We start from the raw sequence: 20,479 nt of genomic DNA on the forward strand, positions 1-20,479 counted from the left end.
ATTTCATTATGCATCTTAAATAGTTTCAACTAAGCCCTATTTCAATTCTTTGCCACGCTCTAATAAGAGCAATTCTTAGCTGCACTCTAATTAGAGCAATTCTTAGAACGACTCTGAACGCCATCCTAAGCGCAAATTTTTGCTGCAATTGCGCCAAGATTTTGCGCCCAAATTAATAGGTTTAGCCGCACAGTCTCATTCATGACGAAAGGGCCAGTAAGCCAATATTGGGCTATTTTACCCCGCGAACTCAAAAAAGCGGCCTTTATCGCCCCTAAAAATTTAATTCTTCCACTATCAAAGTATTAAAAAGCCCAAGCGGTCAGCGAAAACCCAACATAACGCACAGAAAATACCATTACTCAACGAAAGCCAATAAATTCCAGTCCCAGATGATTGTATCGACCCGAAACCTCAGGTAATCTGCATCCCCATTAAGTGACACAGATGATAAGCACAGGTTTTACGATGAGTGTCACTATGTTCTTCAAGAGTGCCACAGCTGACTCAGCCAAAATGGCTTCTCAGTCCCAATAGATTATGTCGGATGATAATTATTATTAATGGCAGCTCGCGACTCTCAATCTAAAGCGCCGTCTTACGCCCCCAAGAGCACAACTCAAGCGGCGAAAAAAGACAGCGCACCTCGGCATCGAAACGCCACCACCACGCCTGAAATGCGACTCTTTATCCAGCAATCGGATCTGAGCGTCAGCCAGTTGGCAAAAATTTTAAATATTACTGAGGCAACAGTCCGTAAATGGCGGAAGCGTGAGTCCATTAGTAACAGTTCGAACACGCCCCATCACCTCAATACCACGCTCACCCCGATGGAAGAATATGTGGTGGTGGGATTACGCTATCAACTCAAACTCACCTTAGATAGATTACTTCAGGTTACCCAAACCTTTATTAATCCCAATGTGTCGCGCTCCGGCCTTGCCCGTTGCTTAAAGCGCTACGGCATATCGCGGCTCGATGAATTTGAAGCACCGCAAGTCCCCGAACGCTATTTTAATCAATTGCCTGTGACGCAAGGCAGCGATATCCAAACCTATACGGTCAATCCAGAAACCTTGGCCAAAGCCCTCGCATTGCCGAGTACCGACGGCAATACTGTGGTGCAAGTGGTGTCACTCACCATACCGCCGCAGCTCACTGAGCAAGCGCCAAGCTCAGTACTATTAGGCGTAGACACGGCAAGTGATTGGATTTACCTCGATATTTATCAAGACAGCAATACCCAAGCGACCAATAGATATATCGCCTATGTCCTCAGACATGGGCCGTTTCATTTACGAAAGTTGCTCGTTCGCAACTATCACACCTTCTTAGCCCGTTTTCCCGGTGCCCATGGCACGCCAAAGACAAGCGCGGCTAAATCCCAAAACAAGGTCACCGTATCCAGGTCGACCCGTGGAGACTCTTTATGAGCCATACCCCTTCTGTACCTAATTCTGCGACTGAGTCAAAAAAAGATAAACGACTCAACAAACGTTTAAAAGATATGCCCGTTGCCATCGTCGGCATGGCCAGCATCTTCGCTAACTCGCGTTATTTAAATAAATTTTGGGATTTGATCAGCGAAAAAATCGATGCCATTACTGACATCCCAGACACCCATTGGCGCGCCGAAGATTACTACGATGCCGACAAAAGCAAAGCCGATAAAAGCTACTGTAAACGCGGTGGTTTTTTACCAGAAGTCGACTTCAATCCAATGGAATTCGGTCTGCCGCCCAATATTCTTGAGCTGACAGATACCTCGCAACTGCTGTCGCTGATTGTCGCCAAAGAAGTGCTTGCCGACGCCAATCTGCCCACCGATTATGATCGCGATCGTATTGGCATCACGCTAGGCGTGGGCGGTGGTCAAAAAATCAGTCAGAGCTTGAACTCGCGCCTGCAATATCCAGTATTGAAAAAAGTGTTTAAAAGCAGCGGCCTGAGCGATGAAGACAGCGAAATGCTGATCAAAAAGTTCCAAGACCAATATATCCACTGGGAAGAAAACTCTTTCCCTGGGTCCTTAGGCAACGTGATTGCAGGCCGTATCGCCAACCGTTTTGATTTTGGCGGCATGAACTGTGTTGTCGATGCTGCCTGCGCGGGTTCGCTTGCCGCTATGCGTATGGCGTTGACGGAACTGACCGAAGGTCGCAGCGACATGATGATCACTGGTGGTGTCTGTACCGATAACTCGCCGTCCATGTACATGAGCTTCTCAAAAACGCCAGCCTTCACCACCAATGAAACCATTCAACCCTTTGATATCGATTCAAAAGGCATGATGATCGGCGAAGGTATTGGCATGGTCGCACTTAAGCGCCTTGAAGATGCCGAGCGCGATGGCGACCGAATTTATGCGGTCATCAAAGGCGTTGGCGCCTCATCTGACGGTAAGTTTAAGAGTATTTATGCGCCGCGCCCTGAAGGCCAAGCTAAAGCATTGGAGCGCGCTTACGACGATGCAGGTTTTGCACCGCACAGCATTGGTTTGGTTGAAGCCCACGGCACTGGTACTGCCGCAGGTGATGTGGCCGAATTCAATGGCTTAAAATCGGTATTTGCCCAAGGCAACGACACCAATCAGCATATCGCGTTAGGTTCAGTGAAATCCCAAGTGGGCCACACTAAATCAACCGCAGGTACTGCAGGGGTGATCAAAGCCGCGCTAGCGCTACACCACAAGGTATTGCCTGCGACCATTAACGTTAGCAAGCCTAATCCAAAACTGAATATCGAAAGCTCACCATTCTATTTAAATACCGAAACTCGCCCATGGTTCCAGCGCGCCGATGCAACGCCGCGCCGTGCAGGTGTAAGCTCCTTTGGTTTTGGCGGTACGAACTTCCATCTTGTATTAGAAGAATACAAACCTGAGCACAGCCGTGACGAGCAATATCGTCAGCGCAGTGTGCCGCAGACGCTATTATTTGCCGCAGCCAATAAAGCCGCGCTGCTTAGCGAGTTAAAAGCTGCGCTGAGCCAAAGCGTGAACACGAGTGCAAACGCGAATAAGAGCAGCGCTGCGAGCCTGAATGCTATCGCTCAGCAATATCCGCTGCGCGCACTGGCAAGCACAGATGCCCGTTTAGGTTTTGTGGCTAAGGATATCGCTCAGCTGCAAGCTCAGTTGAATCAAGCCATCTCTCATCTAGAAAGCAGTGCGCATTTAGAAAGCGGGCACCTAGAAACCAGTGCAAGCGAGGCGTGGCAATTACCTTCTGGGATCAGCTACCGCTCCCATGCCTTGGTCGCTAAAAATGAATCAAAGAAAGTAGCCGCCCTGTTTGCCGGTCAAGGTTCACAGTACCTGAACATGGGCCGCGAACTCGCCTGCCATTTCCCTGAAATGCGCCAACAAGTAACGGCCAGCGATAAGGTATTTGCTCACCACGGCCAAACGCCGTTATCAAACATCCTTTACCCTATTCCGGCATTCGATGCCGATGCGGTTAAAGCCCAAGAAGCGGCGCTGACCAATACCCTGTTCGCCCAAAGCGCCATAGGCGCGGTTTCAATGGCGCAATATTCGCTATTAACGCAAGCGGGTTTTGCACCCGATATGGTGGCAGGTCACAGCTTTGGTGAATTGTCAGCCCTTTGCGCGGCAGGTGTGATTTCCAATGAAGATTACGTCGAACTGGCCTTCGCCCGTGGGCATGCCATGGCGCAAGTGCCGAGCGATACTGGGACTCAAGTTGATTTAGGAACCATGTTCGCGATTATTCTTAAGCAAAAGAATGATATCGATGCGATCAATAGCTGTTTAGCCCAGTTTGATAGCGTTAAAATTGCCAACTACAACGCGCCGACGCAATTAGTCATCGCAGGTGGCACAGAGCAAACTCAGCTGGCCGCGAAAGCCATTAGTGAACTGGGCTTTAAAGCGATTGCCCTGCCTGTCTCAGGCGCGTTCCATACTCCATTGGTTGGACACGCACAAAAGCCATTTGCCAAAGCCATTGATAAAGCTAAATTCAGCGCACCTTCAATCGCGCTTTATGCCAACGGCACAGGTCAACTACACCCAAGTGATGGCAAAGCGATTAAAGCAGAATTTAAGCAACACATGCTGCAATCGGTTCGCTTTAGCGAACAACTGCAGGCCATGTATGACGCTGGCGCCCGTGTGTTTGTTGAGTTTGGCCCTAAGAACATACTGCAAAAGTTAGTTGAAAATACCTTAGGTGAACACTTAAATGAGCTTTGCCTTATCAGCATGAACCCGAATCCTAAGGGCGACAGTGACAGTCAATTACGCTTAGCCGCAGTGCAACTCGCGGTAGCCGGCGTGGCGTTAACTGAGGTTGACCCCTATCAAGCCGTCACGTCACAAGAGATTGCCGAACGTGAAGCGCCATCAGCGATGAACATCAAACTCACTGCCACTAACCATATTAGTGCAGCAACCAAAGCTAAGATGGCTAAATCCCTCGCCACAGGCAGCGTGACTAGCCAAGTGCAATATGTGGATCGCATAGTTGAAACGGTTGTCGAAAGAGAAGTCGAAAAAATCGTTGAGAAAGAAGTCATCGTCGAAAAAGTTGTTGAAAAAATAATAGAAGTGGAAGCGAATCAAGTGGCAACTGTTGAAATGAAACAAAAATCCTCAAGCGTGACGCAAGGCTTAAGCAATCACCAGCAAGCGACGGCGCAATTGAATCCAAGTACAGCAAGCGTCAGCAGCGATGCGTTAACGGCATTTTTCAGCGCACAATCTCAAGCGGCTCAGTTACATCAACAGTTTTTAGCTATCCCACAGCAATACGGCGATACTTTCACGACACTGATGACTGAACAAGCCAAGATGGCAAGCCTTGGCATTGCAATCCCTGAAAGCCTGCAACGCTCGATGGAAATGTTCCACCAGCATCAAGCGCAAACCCTGCAAAGCCACACCGAATTTATGCAGCTACAAAGCAGTAGCAGCCAAGCGGCCTTGGCGATGTTAAACAATGCGCCGATTAACTTTACTCCAGCAGTTGCAAGTCAGCCACGAGCAACTGCGCCGGCTCCAGCACCTTTTGCTGCATCGACAGTGGCGCACAATGCCGCACCAGTAGCGGCTCAGGCTGTTGCGATGAGACCAGCAATTAACACACCTGTTGCACCTGTTGTGCAAACCGCTCCCGTTGCTCATGCGCCTGCTGCGACAGTACAAGTTGCGCCAGCAGCTCCTGTTTTAGTTATGCCAGAGATGACATCTGCGACACCAGCAACGAGCGGTTTAAGCGCTGCGTTAGTACAACAAACCATGATGGCTGTGGTTGCCGATAAAACAGGCTACCCCACTGAAATGCTAGAGCTTGGCATGGATATGGAAGCCGATTTAGGTATAGATTCGATTAAGCGCGTTGAAATCTTAGGCACAGTGCAAGACGAACTGCCGGGCTTACCTGAACTCAGCCCAGAAGATTTGGCCGAGTGTCGTACCTTAGGTGAAATCGTTGACTATATGAACAGCAAATTGCCTGCGGCTGGCCAAGTTGTAGTTTCTACAACTGCGCCAACAGCTCCTGCCGCTAATGGTTTAATCGCTGCACTTGTTAAACAAACCATGATGGCTGTGGTGGCTGACAAGACAGGCTATCCGACTGAAATGCTGGAGCTCAGCATGGATATGGAAGCCGATCTCGGTATCGATTCAATTAAGCGCGTTGAAATCTTAGGCACAGTACAAGACGAACTGCCGAGTTTACCTGAGCTCAGCCCAGAAGATTTGGCTGAGTGCCGTACCTTGGGTGAAATCGTTAACTACATGAACAGCAAATTGCCAGCGGCTGGCCAAGTTGTCGTTTCTACAACAGCGCCAACAACTCCTGCCGCCAGCGGTTTAAGCGCTGCGTTAGTGCAACAAACTATGATGGCAGTGGTAGCCGACAAGACAGGCTACCCCACTGAAATGCTGGAGCTCAGCATGGATATGGAAGCCGATCTCGGTATCGACTCCATCAAGCGCGTTGAAATCTTAGGTACAGTGCAAGACGAGCTGCCAGGTTTACCTGAGCTCAGCCCAGAAGATTTGGCCGAGTGTCGCACCTTGGGTGAAATCGTTAACTACATGCAAAGTAAGCTTACACAAAATGACAAGCTGCCTGCAGCGGGCGCAGTTATCGTAGCAACTCATGTGACAACTGCCGCGCCTGCCGCCAACGGTTTAAGCGCTGCACTTGTTAAACAAACCATGATGGCTGTGGTGGCTGACAAGACAGGCTATCCGACTGAAATGCTGGAACTCAGCATGGATATGGAAGCTGATCTAGGTATCGATTCCATCAAGCGCGTTGAAATCTTAGGCACAGTTCAAGATGAGCTACCGGGCTTACCTGAGCTTAATCCTGAAGATCTGGCCGAGTGTCGCACCTTAGGCGAAATCGTTGACTACATGAACAGCAAACTACCTGCGGTTGGCTCGATTTCAACTACAACAGCAGCGCAAGTCACTGTTACCGCTACAACAAATAACGGTTTAAGCGCTGAAAAAGTCCAACAAACCATGATGGCTGTGGTGGCCGACAAGACTGGCTACCCCACTGAAATGCTGGAACTCAGCATGGATATGGAAGCCGATCTAGGTATCGATTCCATCAAGCGCGTTGAAATTTTAGGCACAGTGCAAGACGAGCTACCGGGTTTACCTGAACTCAATCCTGAAGATCTGGCCGAGTGTCGTACCTTAGGTGAAATCGTTAGCTATATGCAAGGCAAGCTAGGCCAAAACGCGGTAAGCCAGAATGCCGCGCCAGTTAGCGCTGTCGTTCAGCCTGAACCTACTATCGATTTACCGCCACACAGTGAGGTGGTGCTAAAAAAGTTGCCAGCGGCGGCTGAGCTAGCGCAACTATCGCCACAGCAATCGTCAAAGCAATCAGCGCAACAAGGTCTGCCACGCGTTTTTGCTAAAGATGCCTGCATTATCATTAGCGATGATGGTCACAATGCTGGCGTACTTGCCGAAAAATTGCATGCTCAAGGTCTAACGGTTGCGGTTGTGCGCTCGCCTGAAAGCCTTGTGGCCAGTACATCACCGCTCAATAGCCACATTACCAGCTTCACATTGGCGGCGATTGACGATGCCAGCATTGGTACAGTAATTAATGAGATCAAAAGCTTAGGTACAGTTGCAGGCTTTATTCATCTGCAACCACAACATAAAACCTCAGCCGATGCGAAAGGTTTAGTGTTGTCCAGTGCCGCCAAGGCATCCGTCGAGCAAGCGTTCTTGTTCGCCAAGCACTTACAACCGTTTTTAACAACAGCAGCGACCGCCAATACTGGTAGTAGTTTTATCAGCGTCAGTCGTATCGACGGTGGTTTTGGTTATCTTAACCACAGCCAAATTGCCCGCAGCGAGTTAAACCAAGCAGCATTGGCAGGTCTAACGAAAACCTTGAGCCACGAGTGGCCAAGCGTGCATTGCCGCGCCTTAGATATCGCGCCAGCACTTGATGCCAAGCAACTGGCCAATGCTGTGATCGCTGAGCTCTTTGCAACCGATAACGTATTGGAAGTCGGTGTTAACCAAGGCGCAGCCCAAGCACTTGAGCGTGTAACCTTAGTTGCTGGCAAGGCTGATACCCGCCACAGCGCGGCAAACTTGACGAGTGCAGATAAAATACTGGTGACCGGCGGCGCAAAAGGCGTGACCTTTGAATGTGCCTTGAGTCTGGCAAAACGCAGCAAGGCGCACTTTATCCTTGCTGGCAGAAGCAGCCAACAAGCCATTCCCGCTTGGGCACAGGGTAAGAATAACAGTGAACTTAAAGCCGCAGCTATTGCCCACATTCAAAGCTTGGGCGAGAAACCCACGCCAAAACAAGTGGATGCCTTAGTATGGCCAGTTCAAAGCAGCCTAGAAATTGCAGCCGCACTGCAAGCCTTTACCGCTGTGGGCGCGAGCGCCGAGTACTTAAGTCTCGATGTTAACAATCCCGATGCGATCGCCAGCACGATAGTGCCGATCACCGAGTTGTCGCCTATTACTGGCATCATCCATGGTGCGGGCGTACTCGCCGATAAACACATCCAAGACAAAACCTTAGATGAGTTAGCACGGGTGTATGGCACTAAGGTCACAGGTATAAGCAATCTACTTGCTGCACTGGATTTAGATAAATTAAAACTGATTGCCCTATTCTCTTCGGCGGCGGGTTTTTACGGCAATACTGGCCAAAGCGATTACGCTATGTCCAACGACATACTCAACAAAGCCGCACTGCAACTGGCGCAGCAACTGCCAAATGCCAAAGTGATGAGCTTCGATTGGGGTCCGTGGGACGGCGGCATGGTGAATCCTGCGCTGAAAAAGATGTTTATGGATCGCGGTGTTTATGTGATCCCGCTAAAGGCAGGCGCTGAGTTATTTGCTAGCCAATTACTGAGCAACACAGGCGTACAATTGCTGGTCGGTACTGATATGCAAGGCACAGTTCCAAATGACGAGCAAGCAACTCAAGGTAGCAATCTAAAAAAGCCTGAAGCGGATCTGACCACTGACTCGTCGGGTCCGCATGCTTTGCCTAACGCTGTAAAACTAAAGCGCACACTGGACACTAAGGCAATGATCTTTATTGAAGATCACTGCATTAATGGTAATCCCGTATTACCGACTGTGTGCGCGATTCAGTGGATGCGTGAAGCCGCCTTTGATGTGCTCAAGCAGCCTGTCAAAGTGCAAAGCTACAAGCTATTGAAGGGCATTATTTTCGACACTGCCGTGTTACAAAATGGAGTGTTAGAAAGTGCAGCCCCCATCACGCTGGAACTTGAACTTGCACCGATTGCGTTAACGGATAAAGCCGCGAAAGATTCTGACGAGTGCTTGAGTGGACAATTCAATGCCTTAATCAGCTTTGAAGGTCGTCCGCAATATCAAGCTATTTTAATGGTTGATGACACGGCTATTGATTACTTAGCCACTAACAGCAAAGCAATAGCCTTTGACACGCAAAGCTTGACGGGACTTTCTGTCATCACAACCGCGAGCAGCCTTTACAGCGACGGCACGCTTTTCCACGGCCCAAGACTGCAAGGTATTGAGTCTGTGGTGAAGTTTGACGATGCGAGCTTAGTCGCCAAGGTGAGCCTACCCCATGTTGCGTTAGCGGACTGCGGGAGTTTTGTGCCCAATCTGGCCCCTAAAGGCTCACAAGCCTTTGCGGAAGATTTGCTGCTGCAGGCGATGCTGGTATGGGCGAGACTCAAATATGGCGCGGCGAGTTTGCCATCAAGCATTGGTGAGTTTATTTCCCATGCGCCATTTGCCTTTGGCGATACAGGTCATCTAGTGCTCGATGTGGTAAAACACTCTGGCCGTGCCCTTGAAGCCAATATTGCGCTGTATCATCAAGATGGCCGCTTAAGCTGCGAGATGAACAACGCCAAAGTCACCATCAGCAAAAACCTTAACGGTGCATTCTTAGCCAATAAAGTTGCCAATAAAATTGCTGCTAATCAAACCGCTGCGAATAGAGCCATTGAAAGCGTGGAGGCAAAAGTCGAGTGAACTTAGCCCACCCTTTAGCAACTCTAGATAGCGGCCAAACTGAAACGTCGATAGCTGACACGGCTAGTGCAAACACAGCTAATGCAGACACAGCTATTAGTCCAAAGCTTGCCAAGCCACTGCGTATTGCAGTGTTGCTTGGCGACGCGGTCAATCTTGACTCTCACTCAGCCCAAGTATTAGGGACGTTTGCGGAACGAGAAAGCGTTCAGATTTGCGCTTTAGATGCTGCCCCATCTACAACACAAGAGCCGACAGCTCATGAACCAAGAGTGTATGAACCGTCAGAGCATAAGCAAAGCTCGCTCACTGCGTTATTAAGCCAAGCAACAACAGCCATTGAGCAAGGCAAGCTCGTTGAACTTAAATTCAATGATGGCAATCTGCCGCAGCCTTTAACTCAATCGCTGTATTTGCTCGATGGTTTAACCGCCGCCAAACTGCGTCTTCACGCCCACGCGTTTATTGCTGGTTTTGCCGCTGGCAATGAGACTACAGGTGTTGCAAATGCAGCGGCTGTTGTAAATGCAGCATTAACGGCGGCAAAGCGCAATCCAGCACAAACCGTTCAGCATCAGCTCGTCGCCAACACGCTCAACGAAGCATTTGTTGCGCTGCGCCAAGGGGTAACCGCCCTCGCCGCACGAACACAAGCGCCGCTTTATGGCAAAGAAGGGGAAAATCAGCAAACGGGCTATTGGTTTAGCGACCAACATCAAGCGCGGGTGTTGTGCCTAAATCTTGTAGCAAAAACGTCAAGTCAAACGGATGAATCTCGACATCTAAACCAAAGTATTGTGCTGACCCAAGGCTCACAAGTTATCGTGCCCAAAGCCCTTGTTGATAAAAACCGGCTGTTTGTGCCGATAAGTGATGACAGTATTTATGAGCTAAAAGCAAAGCTGTTTCAGCTGCTTAGTTCACTAGAGATTGGCGCACTAAACACGTCATTTGCATCACATCAACTCGCATTCTGGTTTGAACGCTATGATGCCAACGCACCACTGGCATTAGTCTTGATGGCGGCATCGATTGATGACCTCAAACTTGAAGCCAAAGCTATGCTTTCGGCCCTTGAAAGTGATGCTGTTCGTCATCATGGTCAACACTTTAAAACGCCAGCGGGTAGCTGTTTCACCGCTAAGCCGCTAGGGGATGCGGGGCTGACCTTTGTATACCCCGGCGTTGGCACTGTTTACGCCAATATGTTCAATAACTTGCATGAGTATTTCCCCGCGCTGTATCACCAGCTAGAACGTGAAGGCGATTTAAGCGCCATGCTGCAATCACCGCAGATTTATGCCGCAGATGTAAAAACTGCAGCGGGCATGAGCTTAAGCCAGCAAGCGATTAGTGGCGTGGGCGCCAGTTATCTATTCACTAAACTGTTGACCCAAGTCTTTAATATTAAGCCAAAAATGGCGCTCGGTTACTCAATGGGCGAAGCAGCCATGTGGGCCAGCCTAGATGTGTGGCAAACGCCCCATGCTATGATCAACGCCACAGAAAATAGCGATATTTTCAACCATGCCATTTCTGGCGAGCTAACCGCAGTCCGCCGAGCGTGGCAACTTAAGGATAATGAATCCATAGTGTGGAACAGCTTTGTGGTACGCGCTGATAGCCATGAAATCAAGGCATTATTGCCAGAGTTCCCTCGTGCTTATTTAGCCATCACCCAAGGTGATACTTGCGTCATTGCAGGCTGCGAAACAAGCTGTAAAGCTCTGCTTGCCAAGCTAGGCAAACGCGGGATTGCCGCCAATCGGGTCACGGCCATGCATACCGCGCCAGCCATGTTAGTCCATGGGCAAGTACAAGATTTCTATACTCAAGCACTTAAGCCTGAGGCACTGAAACCTAAGGCGCTGGAAGCGGCAGCACATGGCTCGCCTATTCGCTTTATTAGCGCAGCGCAAACTGTGCCAGTAACCGTGGATAGCCACAGCATTGGCCGCGCGATTGCCGATACCTTTTGTTCGCCACTCGACTTTAGTGCGCTCATTCAAAATGCCACTGAGCAAGGCGCAAGACTGTTTGTCGAAGTGGGCGCCGATAGGCAAACAAGCACACTCATAGATAAAATCAGCCACGCCCATGCAGGCCAAAGCACTGGCTGGCATCAAAGCACTGCGAACGAGGCAACAGCCGCCATTGCTTGCAATGCCAAGGGTGCCGATGCGATTACCAGCTTACTCAAGTGCTTAGCTCAGCTGATAAGCCACAGAGTGCCGCTGTCGCTCGCGCCGCTCATTAAGCCATTAAGTGCTAACGCAGCCCCTTTATCATCAGAAGTATCACCAGAAGGAGAACCCCAGTGAGTTCTCAGCATTCCCCTACTATTGATAAAACTACCGTGCCTATGATTTTGTCAAAAAGTGCGTCAAACCGCGCATCAAAAAGTGCGTCAAAAATTGCGATTGTCGGCCTCGCGACTCAGTATCCTGACGCCGATAATCCCCAAACCTTCTGGCAAAATCTGCTGGATAAAAAAGACTCACGCACCCAAATCAGCCGCGAGAAGCTCAATGCCAATCCCGCCGATTACCAAGGTGTGCAGGGGCAATCTGACCGTTTTTACTGTGATAAAGGCGGCTATATCCAATACTTTGAGTTTGATGCCAAGGGCTATCAACTGCCTGAGTCCGCCTTTGACGGTTTAGATGAAAGCTTTTTATGGGCACTCGATTGCAGTCGTAAAGCCCTTCAAGACGCAGGGATTGCCCCAAGCGATGCCGTACTGGCGCGCACTGGTATCGTAATGGGAACCTTGTCGTTCCCCACGGCCCGCTCCAACGAATTATTTTTGCCTCTGTATCATCAAACCGTTGAAAAGGCGCTGCAAAACAAACTTAACCAAAGCGCATTTCAGCTGGCTGACTTTGGCAATTCAGTTAACGATCTCAATGCCAATAGCCAAACCTTAAACGTCGCCAATGGCGCCGTTGCCCACACAGCCTCAAAGCTGGTCAGCGATGCACTCGGTTTAGGTGGCACTCAGTTAAGTCTGGACGCCGCCTGCGCCAGTTCGGTTTACGCACTTAAACTCGCCTGCGATTACCTAACAACTGGCAAGGCCGATATGATGCTTGCAGGCGCAGTATCGGGCGCAGATCCCTTCTTTATCAACATGGGATTCTCGATTTTCCACGCCTACCCAGATCACGGTATTTCGGCGCCCTTTGATAGCAACAGCAAAGGCTTATTCGCTGGAGAAGGCGCTGGGGTGTTAGTCTTAAAACGCTTAGAAGATGCCGAGCGCGATGGCGATAACATCTATGCCGTCGTTAGCGGCATTGGTTTGTCGAACGACGGTAAAGGCCAGTTTGTATTAAGCCCCAACAGCAAGGGCCAAGTGCAAGCCTTCGAGCGCGCCTATAGTGCCGCAAACACACTGCCTGCCAATATCGAAGTGATTGAATGCCATGCCACGGGCACACCGCTTGGGGATAAAGTCGAACTCGCCTCGATGGAACGCTTTTTTGAGGACAAACTCGCGGGCTCTGCGGTGCCGCTGATCGGCTCGGCAAAATCCAACTTAGGCCATTTACTCACAGCCGCGGGCATGCCGGGGATCATGAAGATGATTTTTGCCATGCGCTCGGGTCGACTGCCGCCAAGTATTAACTTATCGGCGCCGATATCTTCGCCTAAGGGCTTGTTTAGCGCTAAAAATCTGCCAACAGAATTGCATGCTTGGCCAGATAAAGCCGGCAATGACCGCCGCCACGCGGGTGTTTCCGTGTTCGGTTTTGGCGGCTGTAACGCGCATTTATTGCTGGAATCCTATGTTGCCAATACAAACAAGAAGAATGAACAAGCCGCAGCCGCAGTAAGTTACCAGCACACGCCATTAAATATCATTGGCTTAGCGTCGCACTTTGGGCCTTTATCCTCCATTAATGCATTGGATAACACGATTCATGCTCGGCAAGATGCCTTTATCCCGCTGCCCGCTAAACGCTGGAAAGGCTTAGATAAACACCCTGAGATCTTAGCTAACTTTGGCTTGCCTTCTGTACCGCAAGGCGCCTATATCGACCAGTTCGATTTTGACTTCCTGCGTTTTAAAGTGCCGCCCAATGAGGATGATCGCCTGATCTCCCAGCAACTGCTGCTGATCAAAGTGGCCGATGAAGCGATTCGTGATGCTAACTTAATGCCAGGTGGCAAGGTTGCTGTATTAGTGGCGATGGAAACAGAGCTTGAATTGCACCAGTTCCGTGGCCGAGTGAATCTGCACACCCAACTAGCAGACAGCCTTAAAAAACAAGGGATAACACTCACACAAGCTGAGTATCTCACCCTTGAAAAAATCGCAATGGACAGTGTGCTCGATGCCGCCAAACTGAACCAATACACCAGTTTTATTGGCAACATCATGGCGTCACGTATCGCATCCCTTTGGGACTTTAACGGCCCTGCCTTTACCATTTCGGCGGCGGAGCAATCGGTCGCCCGCTGTATCGATGTGGCCGAAAATCTGTTGTCCCAAGAATCCTTAGATGCCGTAGTGATCGCCGCCGTCGATTTAAGTGGCAGTTTAGAGCAAGTGATCCTTAAAAACGCCGTATCGCCAGTGGCATTTACTGCCACTGACACAGGCTGGAAAGTCGGTGAAGGTGCTGGCGCGTTAGTGCTCACAACAGCGCAATCAAGTGCAGCCCAGCCAAGTAATGCCGCTGACAATGCTAATGCCAATAGCAGCTATGGCGACAGTTATGGTCACATCAGCGGCCAAGTATTTGGCGCGATTTGTGACATACAAGGTAATAGCAACACTGCGCGTATTTGCGATGACTTGCTAACCCAAGCCAAGGTGAATAGCAGCCAGATTAACTTGATTGAAACCAGTATTGCGGTTGAGCAACTTGCCGATTCAGAGCTGGTACTCAATACCCTGTTGCCGAGTGTGAACCAGCGCAGCCAAGCTGCTGATACCCTAGGCCACAACTTTGCCGCTGCGGGTATGGCGAGTATTTTGAGCGCGCTGCTTCAGCTTAAAAATCATGGGCAGCTTAAAAATCATGGGCAATTAAAAAACCAAGTACAGCAACAAGCTAATCAAGTGCAGCACGCGCTCGTAGCGACGTTTAGCCAAGGTAAATGCTCGCAGTTACTGCTCAGCCAAAGTGCCACGCAAGCATACAGTTTGCAGCAAAGGCTTGAACAAGACTTAACGCTTTCAGAGCAAAAACACTTAATAAAACAAGTAACGCTCGGTGGCCGCGATATCTATCAGCATATCCTGGATACGCCGCTCGCAGGTCTTGATGCTATACAACAAAAAGCCCAAGCCATGACAGCACTGCCAGCGCGCAGCCAGCGCAAACATTTGGCCCAAATAGCGAGCAAAGACACGAATAGCTTTGCAACAAGCAGCCCAACCACGGCTCAACAAAAAGAGACATTAAGCAGCATGCCAATGAATGCCCTAAGCACCAATAAAAACGCCACTCAAGCAGAGCTAAAAGACGCGGCATTTTTAAGCAATCAGCAACTCGCCCGTGAAGCCCATTTAGCCTTTTTACAAAGCCGTGCTGAAGGCTTGAAACTAGCCGATGCCTTGATGAAAGCCCAGCTTGCCAGCGAGTTAGCCGTCAATGGCCAAGCTGCGCCAGTACAACAGCAAGCCATTGTTCAGGCATCTGCGACAGTGGTTCTTCCACATCCAGTGCTTTATCCCAATCATGCAAAAGTGCCTGAGTACACGCCGCCAACACCGATAAGCAAGCCTTGCATTTGGGATTATGCGGATTTAGTCGAGTACGCCGAAGGCGATATCGCTAACGTCTTTGGCCCAGATTATGCCATTATCGACAGCTATTCGCGTCGTGTACGCCTGCCAACGACTGACTATTTGCTGGTATCTCGGGTAACGAAATTAAACGCCCAGATGAACCAATATCAGCCTTGCACTATGACCACGGAATACGACATTCCTGTGGACGCGCCGTATTTGGTCGATGGCCAAATCCCTTGGGCCGTGGCGGTCGAATCGGGTCAATGCGACTTGATGCTGATCAGCTACTTAGGTATCGATTTTGAAAACAAGGGCGAGCGCGTTTATCGCCTGCTCGATTGCACCCTGACCTTCCTTGGCGACTTACCGCGCGGTGGTGACACCCTGCGCTACGACATTTCCATCAATCACTTTGCCCGCAATGGCGATACCTTGTTGTTCTTCTTCTCCTACGAATGTTTCGTGGGTGACAAGCTGATCCTTAAAATGGATGGCGGCTGTGCCGGCTTCTTCACCGATAAAGAACTGGCCGACGGTAAAGGCGTTATTCACACCGAAGCTGAAATCAAAGCGCGCAACCTCGCCTTGAATAATCCGAATAAACAGCGCTTTAATCCGCTGCTTGATTGCGCGCAAAGCCAATTTGATTACAGCCAAATCCATAAACTGCTCGGCGCCGATATCGGTGGCTGTTTTGGCGGCGCACACGCGGTGCATCAAGCCCAATATGGTTTGCAGCCCTCTTTATGTTTTGCATCCGAAAAATTCCTGATGATTGAACAAGTCAGCAATCTTGAGGTGCATGGCGGCGCGTGGGGCTTAGGCTCAGTTCAAGGCCATAAGCAGCTCGAAGCTGATCATTGGTATTTCCCGTGTCATTTCAAGGGCGACCAAGTGATGGCGGGATCCTTAATGGCCGAAGGCTGTGGTCAATTACTGCAATTCTTTATGCTGCATATTGGGATGCACCTCGGTGTAAAAGACGGTCGTTTCCAACCGCTAGAAAATGCGTCACAAAAAGTGCGCTGTCGCGGTCAAGTTTTGCCGCAATCTGGCCTGCTCACCTATCGCATGGAAATCACCGAAATCGGTATGAGCCCGCGCCCGTATGCTAAAGCGAATATCGATATTTTGCTCAATGGCAAAGTGGTCGTGGATTTCCAAAACCTTGGGGTGATGATCAAAGAAGAAGCCGAATGCACCCGCTACCTCGCGGATAATGCCAACAGCACAGCTAACAATACGACTAGAAATGTAGCTAAAAATGCTGTTTCGGCTGCGCCGTTGGTTTCAACAACATCAGTATCGTTAGCGGCGCCACTGATGGCACAGTTGCCTGATTTAACTGCGCCAACCAATAAAGGCGTAGTGCCGCTTAAGCATGTGCCTGCGCCGATTGCGCCAGCGGATTCAAAGTACGCCAACCGCGTGCCCGATACCCTGCCGTTCACGCCGTATCACATGTTCGAATTTGCCACGGGTGATATCGAAAACTGCTTCGGCCCTGATTTCAGCATCTATCGCGGCCTTATTCCACCGCGCACGCCTTGCGGTGATTTACAGCTCACCACCCGCGTCATTGCGATTGACGGCAAACGCGGCGAGCTGAAAAAGCCTTCTTCGTGTATCGCCGAATACGAAGTGCCTGCAAATGCTTGGTATTACAATAAAAACAGTCATCACGCCGTGATGCCCTATTCAGTGCTAATGGAAATATCACTGCAGCCAAACGGCTTTATCTCGGGCTATATGGGCACAACCTTGGGCTTCCCCGGCCAAGAGCTGTTCTTCCGTAACTTAGACGGTAGCGGTAAGTTGCTGCGCCACGTGGATTTACGCGGCAAAACCATAGTGAACGACTCACGTCTGTTATCGACTGTGATTGCTGGCAGCAACATTATTCAGAATTTCAGCTTCGAGTTAAGCTGCGATGGCGAGCCTTTCTACCAAGGTAAAGCGGTATTTGGTTACTTCAAGGGCGATGCGCTGAAAAACCAACTTGGCATAGACAACGGCAAGACAACTCAACCTTGGCATGTGCAAAATGGCATAGTCGCCGATAGCCAAATCAATCTGTTAGATAAACAGCATCGCAGCTTTAACGCGCCAGAAGGTCAGCCGCATTACCGTTTAGCGGGCGGTCAACTTAACTTTATCGACAAGGCTGAAATCGTAACAGCCGGCGGTAAAGCGGGCCTTGGCTATTTATACGCCGAGCGCACCATTGACCCGAGTGATTGGTTCTTCCAATTCCACTTCCATCAAGATCCGGTAATGCCAGGCTCATTAGGGGTTGAAGCCATTATCGAGCTAATGCAAACCTATGCGATTGACCAAGACCTTGGCGCTGGCTTTAAGAGTCCAAAATTCGGCCAGATATTATCGGATATCAAATGGAAGTATCGCGGCCAAATTAACCCATTAAACAAGCAGATGTCGCTGGATGTACACATTACCAGCGTGACTGACGATAATGGCAAACGCATCATTATGGGCGATGCTAACTTGAGTAAAGATGGCCTGCGGATTTATGAAGTCAAAGATATCGTCATCTGTATTGAAGAAGCTTAATGCGGTAAATTCTATTTATTGAATCACTTAAAAATAATCCTGCCGCTGCGTTGGCTTTTTACACCCGAACTTTTTACCCAGGTAAAAGCAACGCAGCAGCAATAAAAACGAGACCCAAGATGACTAGCCATACTCTAGATCAATTCAATAGTAATAACGAAAAACTCAGCCCTTGGCCGTGGCAAGTCAACGATGCCGCGCTGAGCTTTGATATCGACGCATTAGGCAAAAAACTCAAAGATTTAAGCCAAGCCTGTTACTTAGTGAATCACAGTGAAAAAGGCTTAGGCATAGCGCAAACAGCCGAAGTAACCACAAGCGACAGCCAAGCGCCAGTAGGCTCACACCCCGTCAGCGCCTTTGCGCCCGCCCTTGGCACCCAAAGTTTAGGCGACAGTAATTTTCGCCGCGTACACGGGGTTAAATACGCTTACTACGCTGGCGCTATGGCTAACGGTATTGCCTCGGAAGAACTGGTTATCGCCCTTGGCCAAGCGGGCATTTTGTGCTCATTTGGCGCGGCGGGGTTAATTCCATCCCGTGTTGAAGCGGCCATTACCCGCATTCAAGCGGCACTGCCCAATGGTCCTTATGCTTTTAACTTAATTCACAGTCCAAGCGAGCCCGCATTAGAGCGCGGCAGCGTTGAGCTGTTTTTAAAACATAAAGTGCGCACGGTCGAAGCCTCGGCATTTTTAGGCTTAACGCCACAAATCGTCTATTACCGCGCGGCGGGTTTGAGCCGCGACGAACATGGCGAGATAGTCATTGGCAACAAAGTCATAGCCAAAATCAGCCGCACCGAAGTCGCGACTAAGTTTATGGAGCCAGCGCCAGCCAAAATCCTCCAGCAATTAGTGAGTGACGGCCTTATCAGCCAAGAACAAATGGTGATGGCATTACTCGTGCCAATGGCAGACGACATCACAGCCGAAGCCGACTCAGGCGGCCATACCGACAATCGCCCGCTAGTGACGCTATTGCCGACGATTTTGGCGCTTAAAGATGAAATCCAAACTAAGTATCAATACAAAACGCCTATCCGTGTGGGTGCTGGCGGCGGTGTCGGCACTCCCGATGCAGCATTAGCCACCTTCAACATGGGTGCGGCATTCATCGTCACAGGTTCTATCAACCAAGCTTGCGTCGAAGCGGGCGCGAGTGAACACACCCGTAAGTTACTCGCCACCACAGAAATGGCCGATGTGACTATGGCGCCTGCCGCCGATATGTTCGAAATGGGCGTGAAATTACAAGTGGTTAAGCGCGGTACTTTGTTCCCGATGCGCGCCAATAAGCTTTATGAGATCTACACCCGTTACGATTCGATTGATGCCATCCCTGCGGACGAGCGTAAAAAACTCGAAGAGCAAGTGTTCCGCTCATCACTCGATGACATTTGGGCTGGCACAGTAGCCCACTTTAACGAGCGCGATCCTAAGCAAATCGAGCGCGCACTGGATAACCCCAAACGTAAGATGGCACTGATTTTCCGCTGGTATTTGGGTCTGTCGAGCCGCTGGTCAAACACAGGTGAAGTTGGCCGCGAAATGGATTACCAAATCTGGGCAGGCCCAGCGCTCGGTGCATTTAATGCGTGGGCGAAAGGCAGTTATTTAGATGACTATAAGGCCCGTAATGCGGTGGATTTAGCCAAACATTTAATGGTGGGCGCAGCATATCAATCCCGCATTAACCTGCTGTTATCCCAAGGCGCGAGCATTCCAGTTAGCCTGCAACGCTGGAAACCATTAAATCGTTTTTAAACGTATTTAGCTCATATCATCTTGTATTATAAGATCATAATATCTTCAAGCCGACACAAACTCACAGTGTCGGCTTTTATTTGTCTTTACTTATGAACGACATCAGCTCACAGTCTTTGATTCAACGTATTAGGCTGAAACTCTTACCGAAGCTTAGGTAAAAATTGCCTACCCCTCTTTTAATTCACTCACACCATTTTAAATAAAATGATTTAAATTATATTTAAAATCAATTAACTACTTAAAATTTTTAAAGTTGGCATTAAGATCGCAATCAAGTAAGAGCCATTAGCCGTTACCTTACAAGTGACACAAACGGTCATGAGAAGGATTAATACAAGGGCAGGAGGTTATTATGCTAGGTTGGACATTAGTATTTCTAGTTGTTGCCGTGATTGCCGGGTTGTTAGGATTTGCTGGGATTGCTGGCGCAGCGGCGGGAATAGCGAAAATCATTTTCTTCATATTTATTGTGTTATTAGTGATTTCTCTGCTGATCAATGCCCTTAAGGGTAAATCACCGCGACTATAATTTTTTTAGAAAAGGAGATAGATATGAAACCATTTACCCTGATGACAAGTGCAGCATTCGCATTATTACTCGCCCTAGGTTTAACGGCCTGTAGTGATAACAAAGCCGAAGACGCGGGCGAAAAAATCGATGAAGTAATGACTGATACAGGTAACGCCATCGAAGATGCCTGTGAAGAAGTCAAAGAAGGTGTTAAAGCTAAAGATACTAAGTGCTAAACAAACCTGACTTTAGGGTGGCAATAGACTCGTCTACTGCCACCCTTTTGGTTTAGACTCGCTCATTTCTGCATCTCTCATCTCGACATCTATCCATTCAAGTGCAACGATTTTAACCAAGAACAATGGCATTGGAGG

At 49.4% G+C, this 20,479-nt stretch carries 7 protein-coding genes; all 7 read left to right on the top strand.

The features are described from left to right. The first annotated feature begins 563 nt into the window (after positions 1-563). On the top strand, positions 564-1,433 hold the full coding sequence (locus L5M37_RS03190) for a transcriptional regulator (RefSeq protein ID WP_263199361.1): 870 nt from the start codon (positions 564-566) through the stop codon (positions 1,431-1,433). Then, complete coding sequence (locus L5M37_RS03195; RefSeq protein ID WP_263199363.1) at positions 1,430-9,511, top strand: type I polyketide synthase; 8,082 nt, start codon at positions 1,430-1,432, stop codon at positions 9,509-9,511. Before L5M37_RS03190 ends, L5M37_RS03195 begins: the two co-directional genes overlap by 4 nt. Continuing rightward, positions 9,508-11,832, top strand: coding sequence for a PfaB family protein (locus L5M37_RS03200; protein WP_263199365.1), 2,325 nt, complete (start codon positions 9,508-9,510; stop codon positions 11,830-11,832). Before L5M37_RS03195 ends, L5M37_RS03200 begins: the two co-directional genes overlap by 4 nt. Further along, the gene (locus tag L5M37_RS03205; RefSeq protein WP_411569058.1) at positions 11,829-17,825 is read left to right on the top strand and encodes a beta-ketoacyl synthase N-terminal-like domain-containing protein; all 5,997 of its coding nucleotides are present in this window, start codon (positions 11,829-11,831) and stop codon (positions 17,823-17,825) included. The genes L5M37_RS03200 and L5M37_RS03205 overlap by 4 nt, the downstream gene beginning before the upstream one ends. Before the next feature lie 119 nt (positions 17,826-17,944). Next, positions 17,945-19,591: an eicosapentaenoate synthase subunit PfaD gene (pfaD, locus tag L5M37_RS03210; RefSeq protein ID WP_263199366.1), complete on the top strand. Its 1,647-nt coding sequence runs from the start codon at positions 17,945-17,947 to the stop codon at positions 19,589-19,591. 355 nt (positions 19,592-19,946) lie between these two features. After that, positions 19,947-20,123, top strand: coding sequence for a DUF1328 family protein (locus L5M37_RS03215; protein ID WP_028760636.1), 177 nt, complete (start codon positions 19,947-19,949; stop codon positions 20,121-20,123). Between the two features lie 23 nt (positions 20,124-20,146). After that, the gene (locus L5M37_RS03220; RefSeq protein WP_028760637.1) at positions 20,147-20,341 is read left to right on the top strand and encodes a hypothetical protein; all 195 of its coding nucleotides are present in this window, start codon (positions 20,147-20,149) and stop codon (positions 20,339-20,341) included. The last annotated feature ends 138 nt before the right edge of the window (positions 20,342-20,479 follow it).

The sequence above is a fragment of the Shewanella sp. SM69 genome, from assembly GCF_025653985.1.
Lineage (GTDB): Bacteria > Pseudomonadota > Gammaproteobacteria > Enterobacterales > Shewanellaceae > Shewanella > Shewanella oncorhynchi.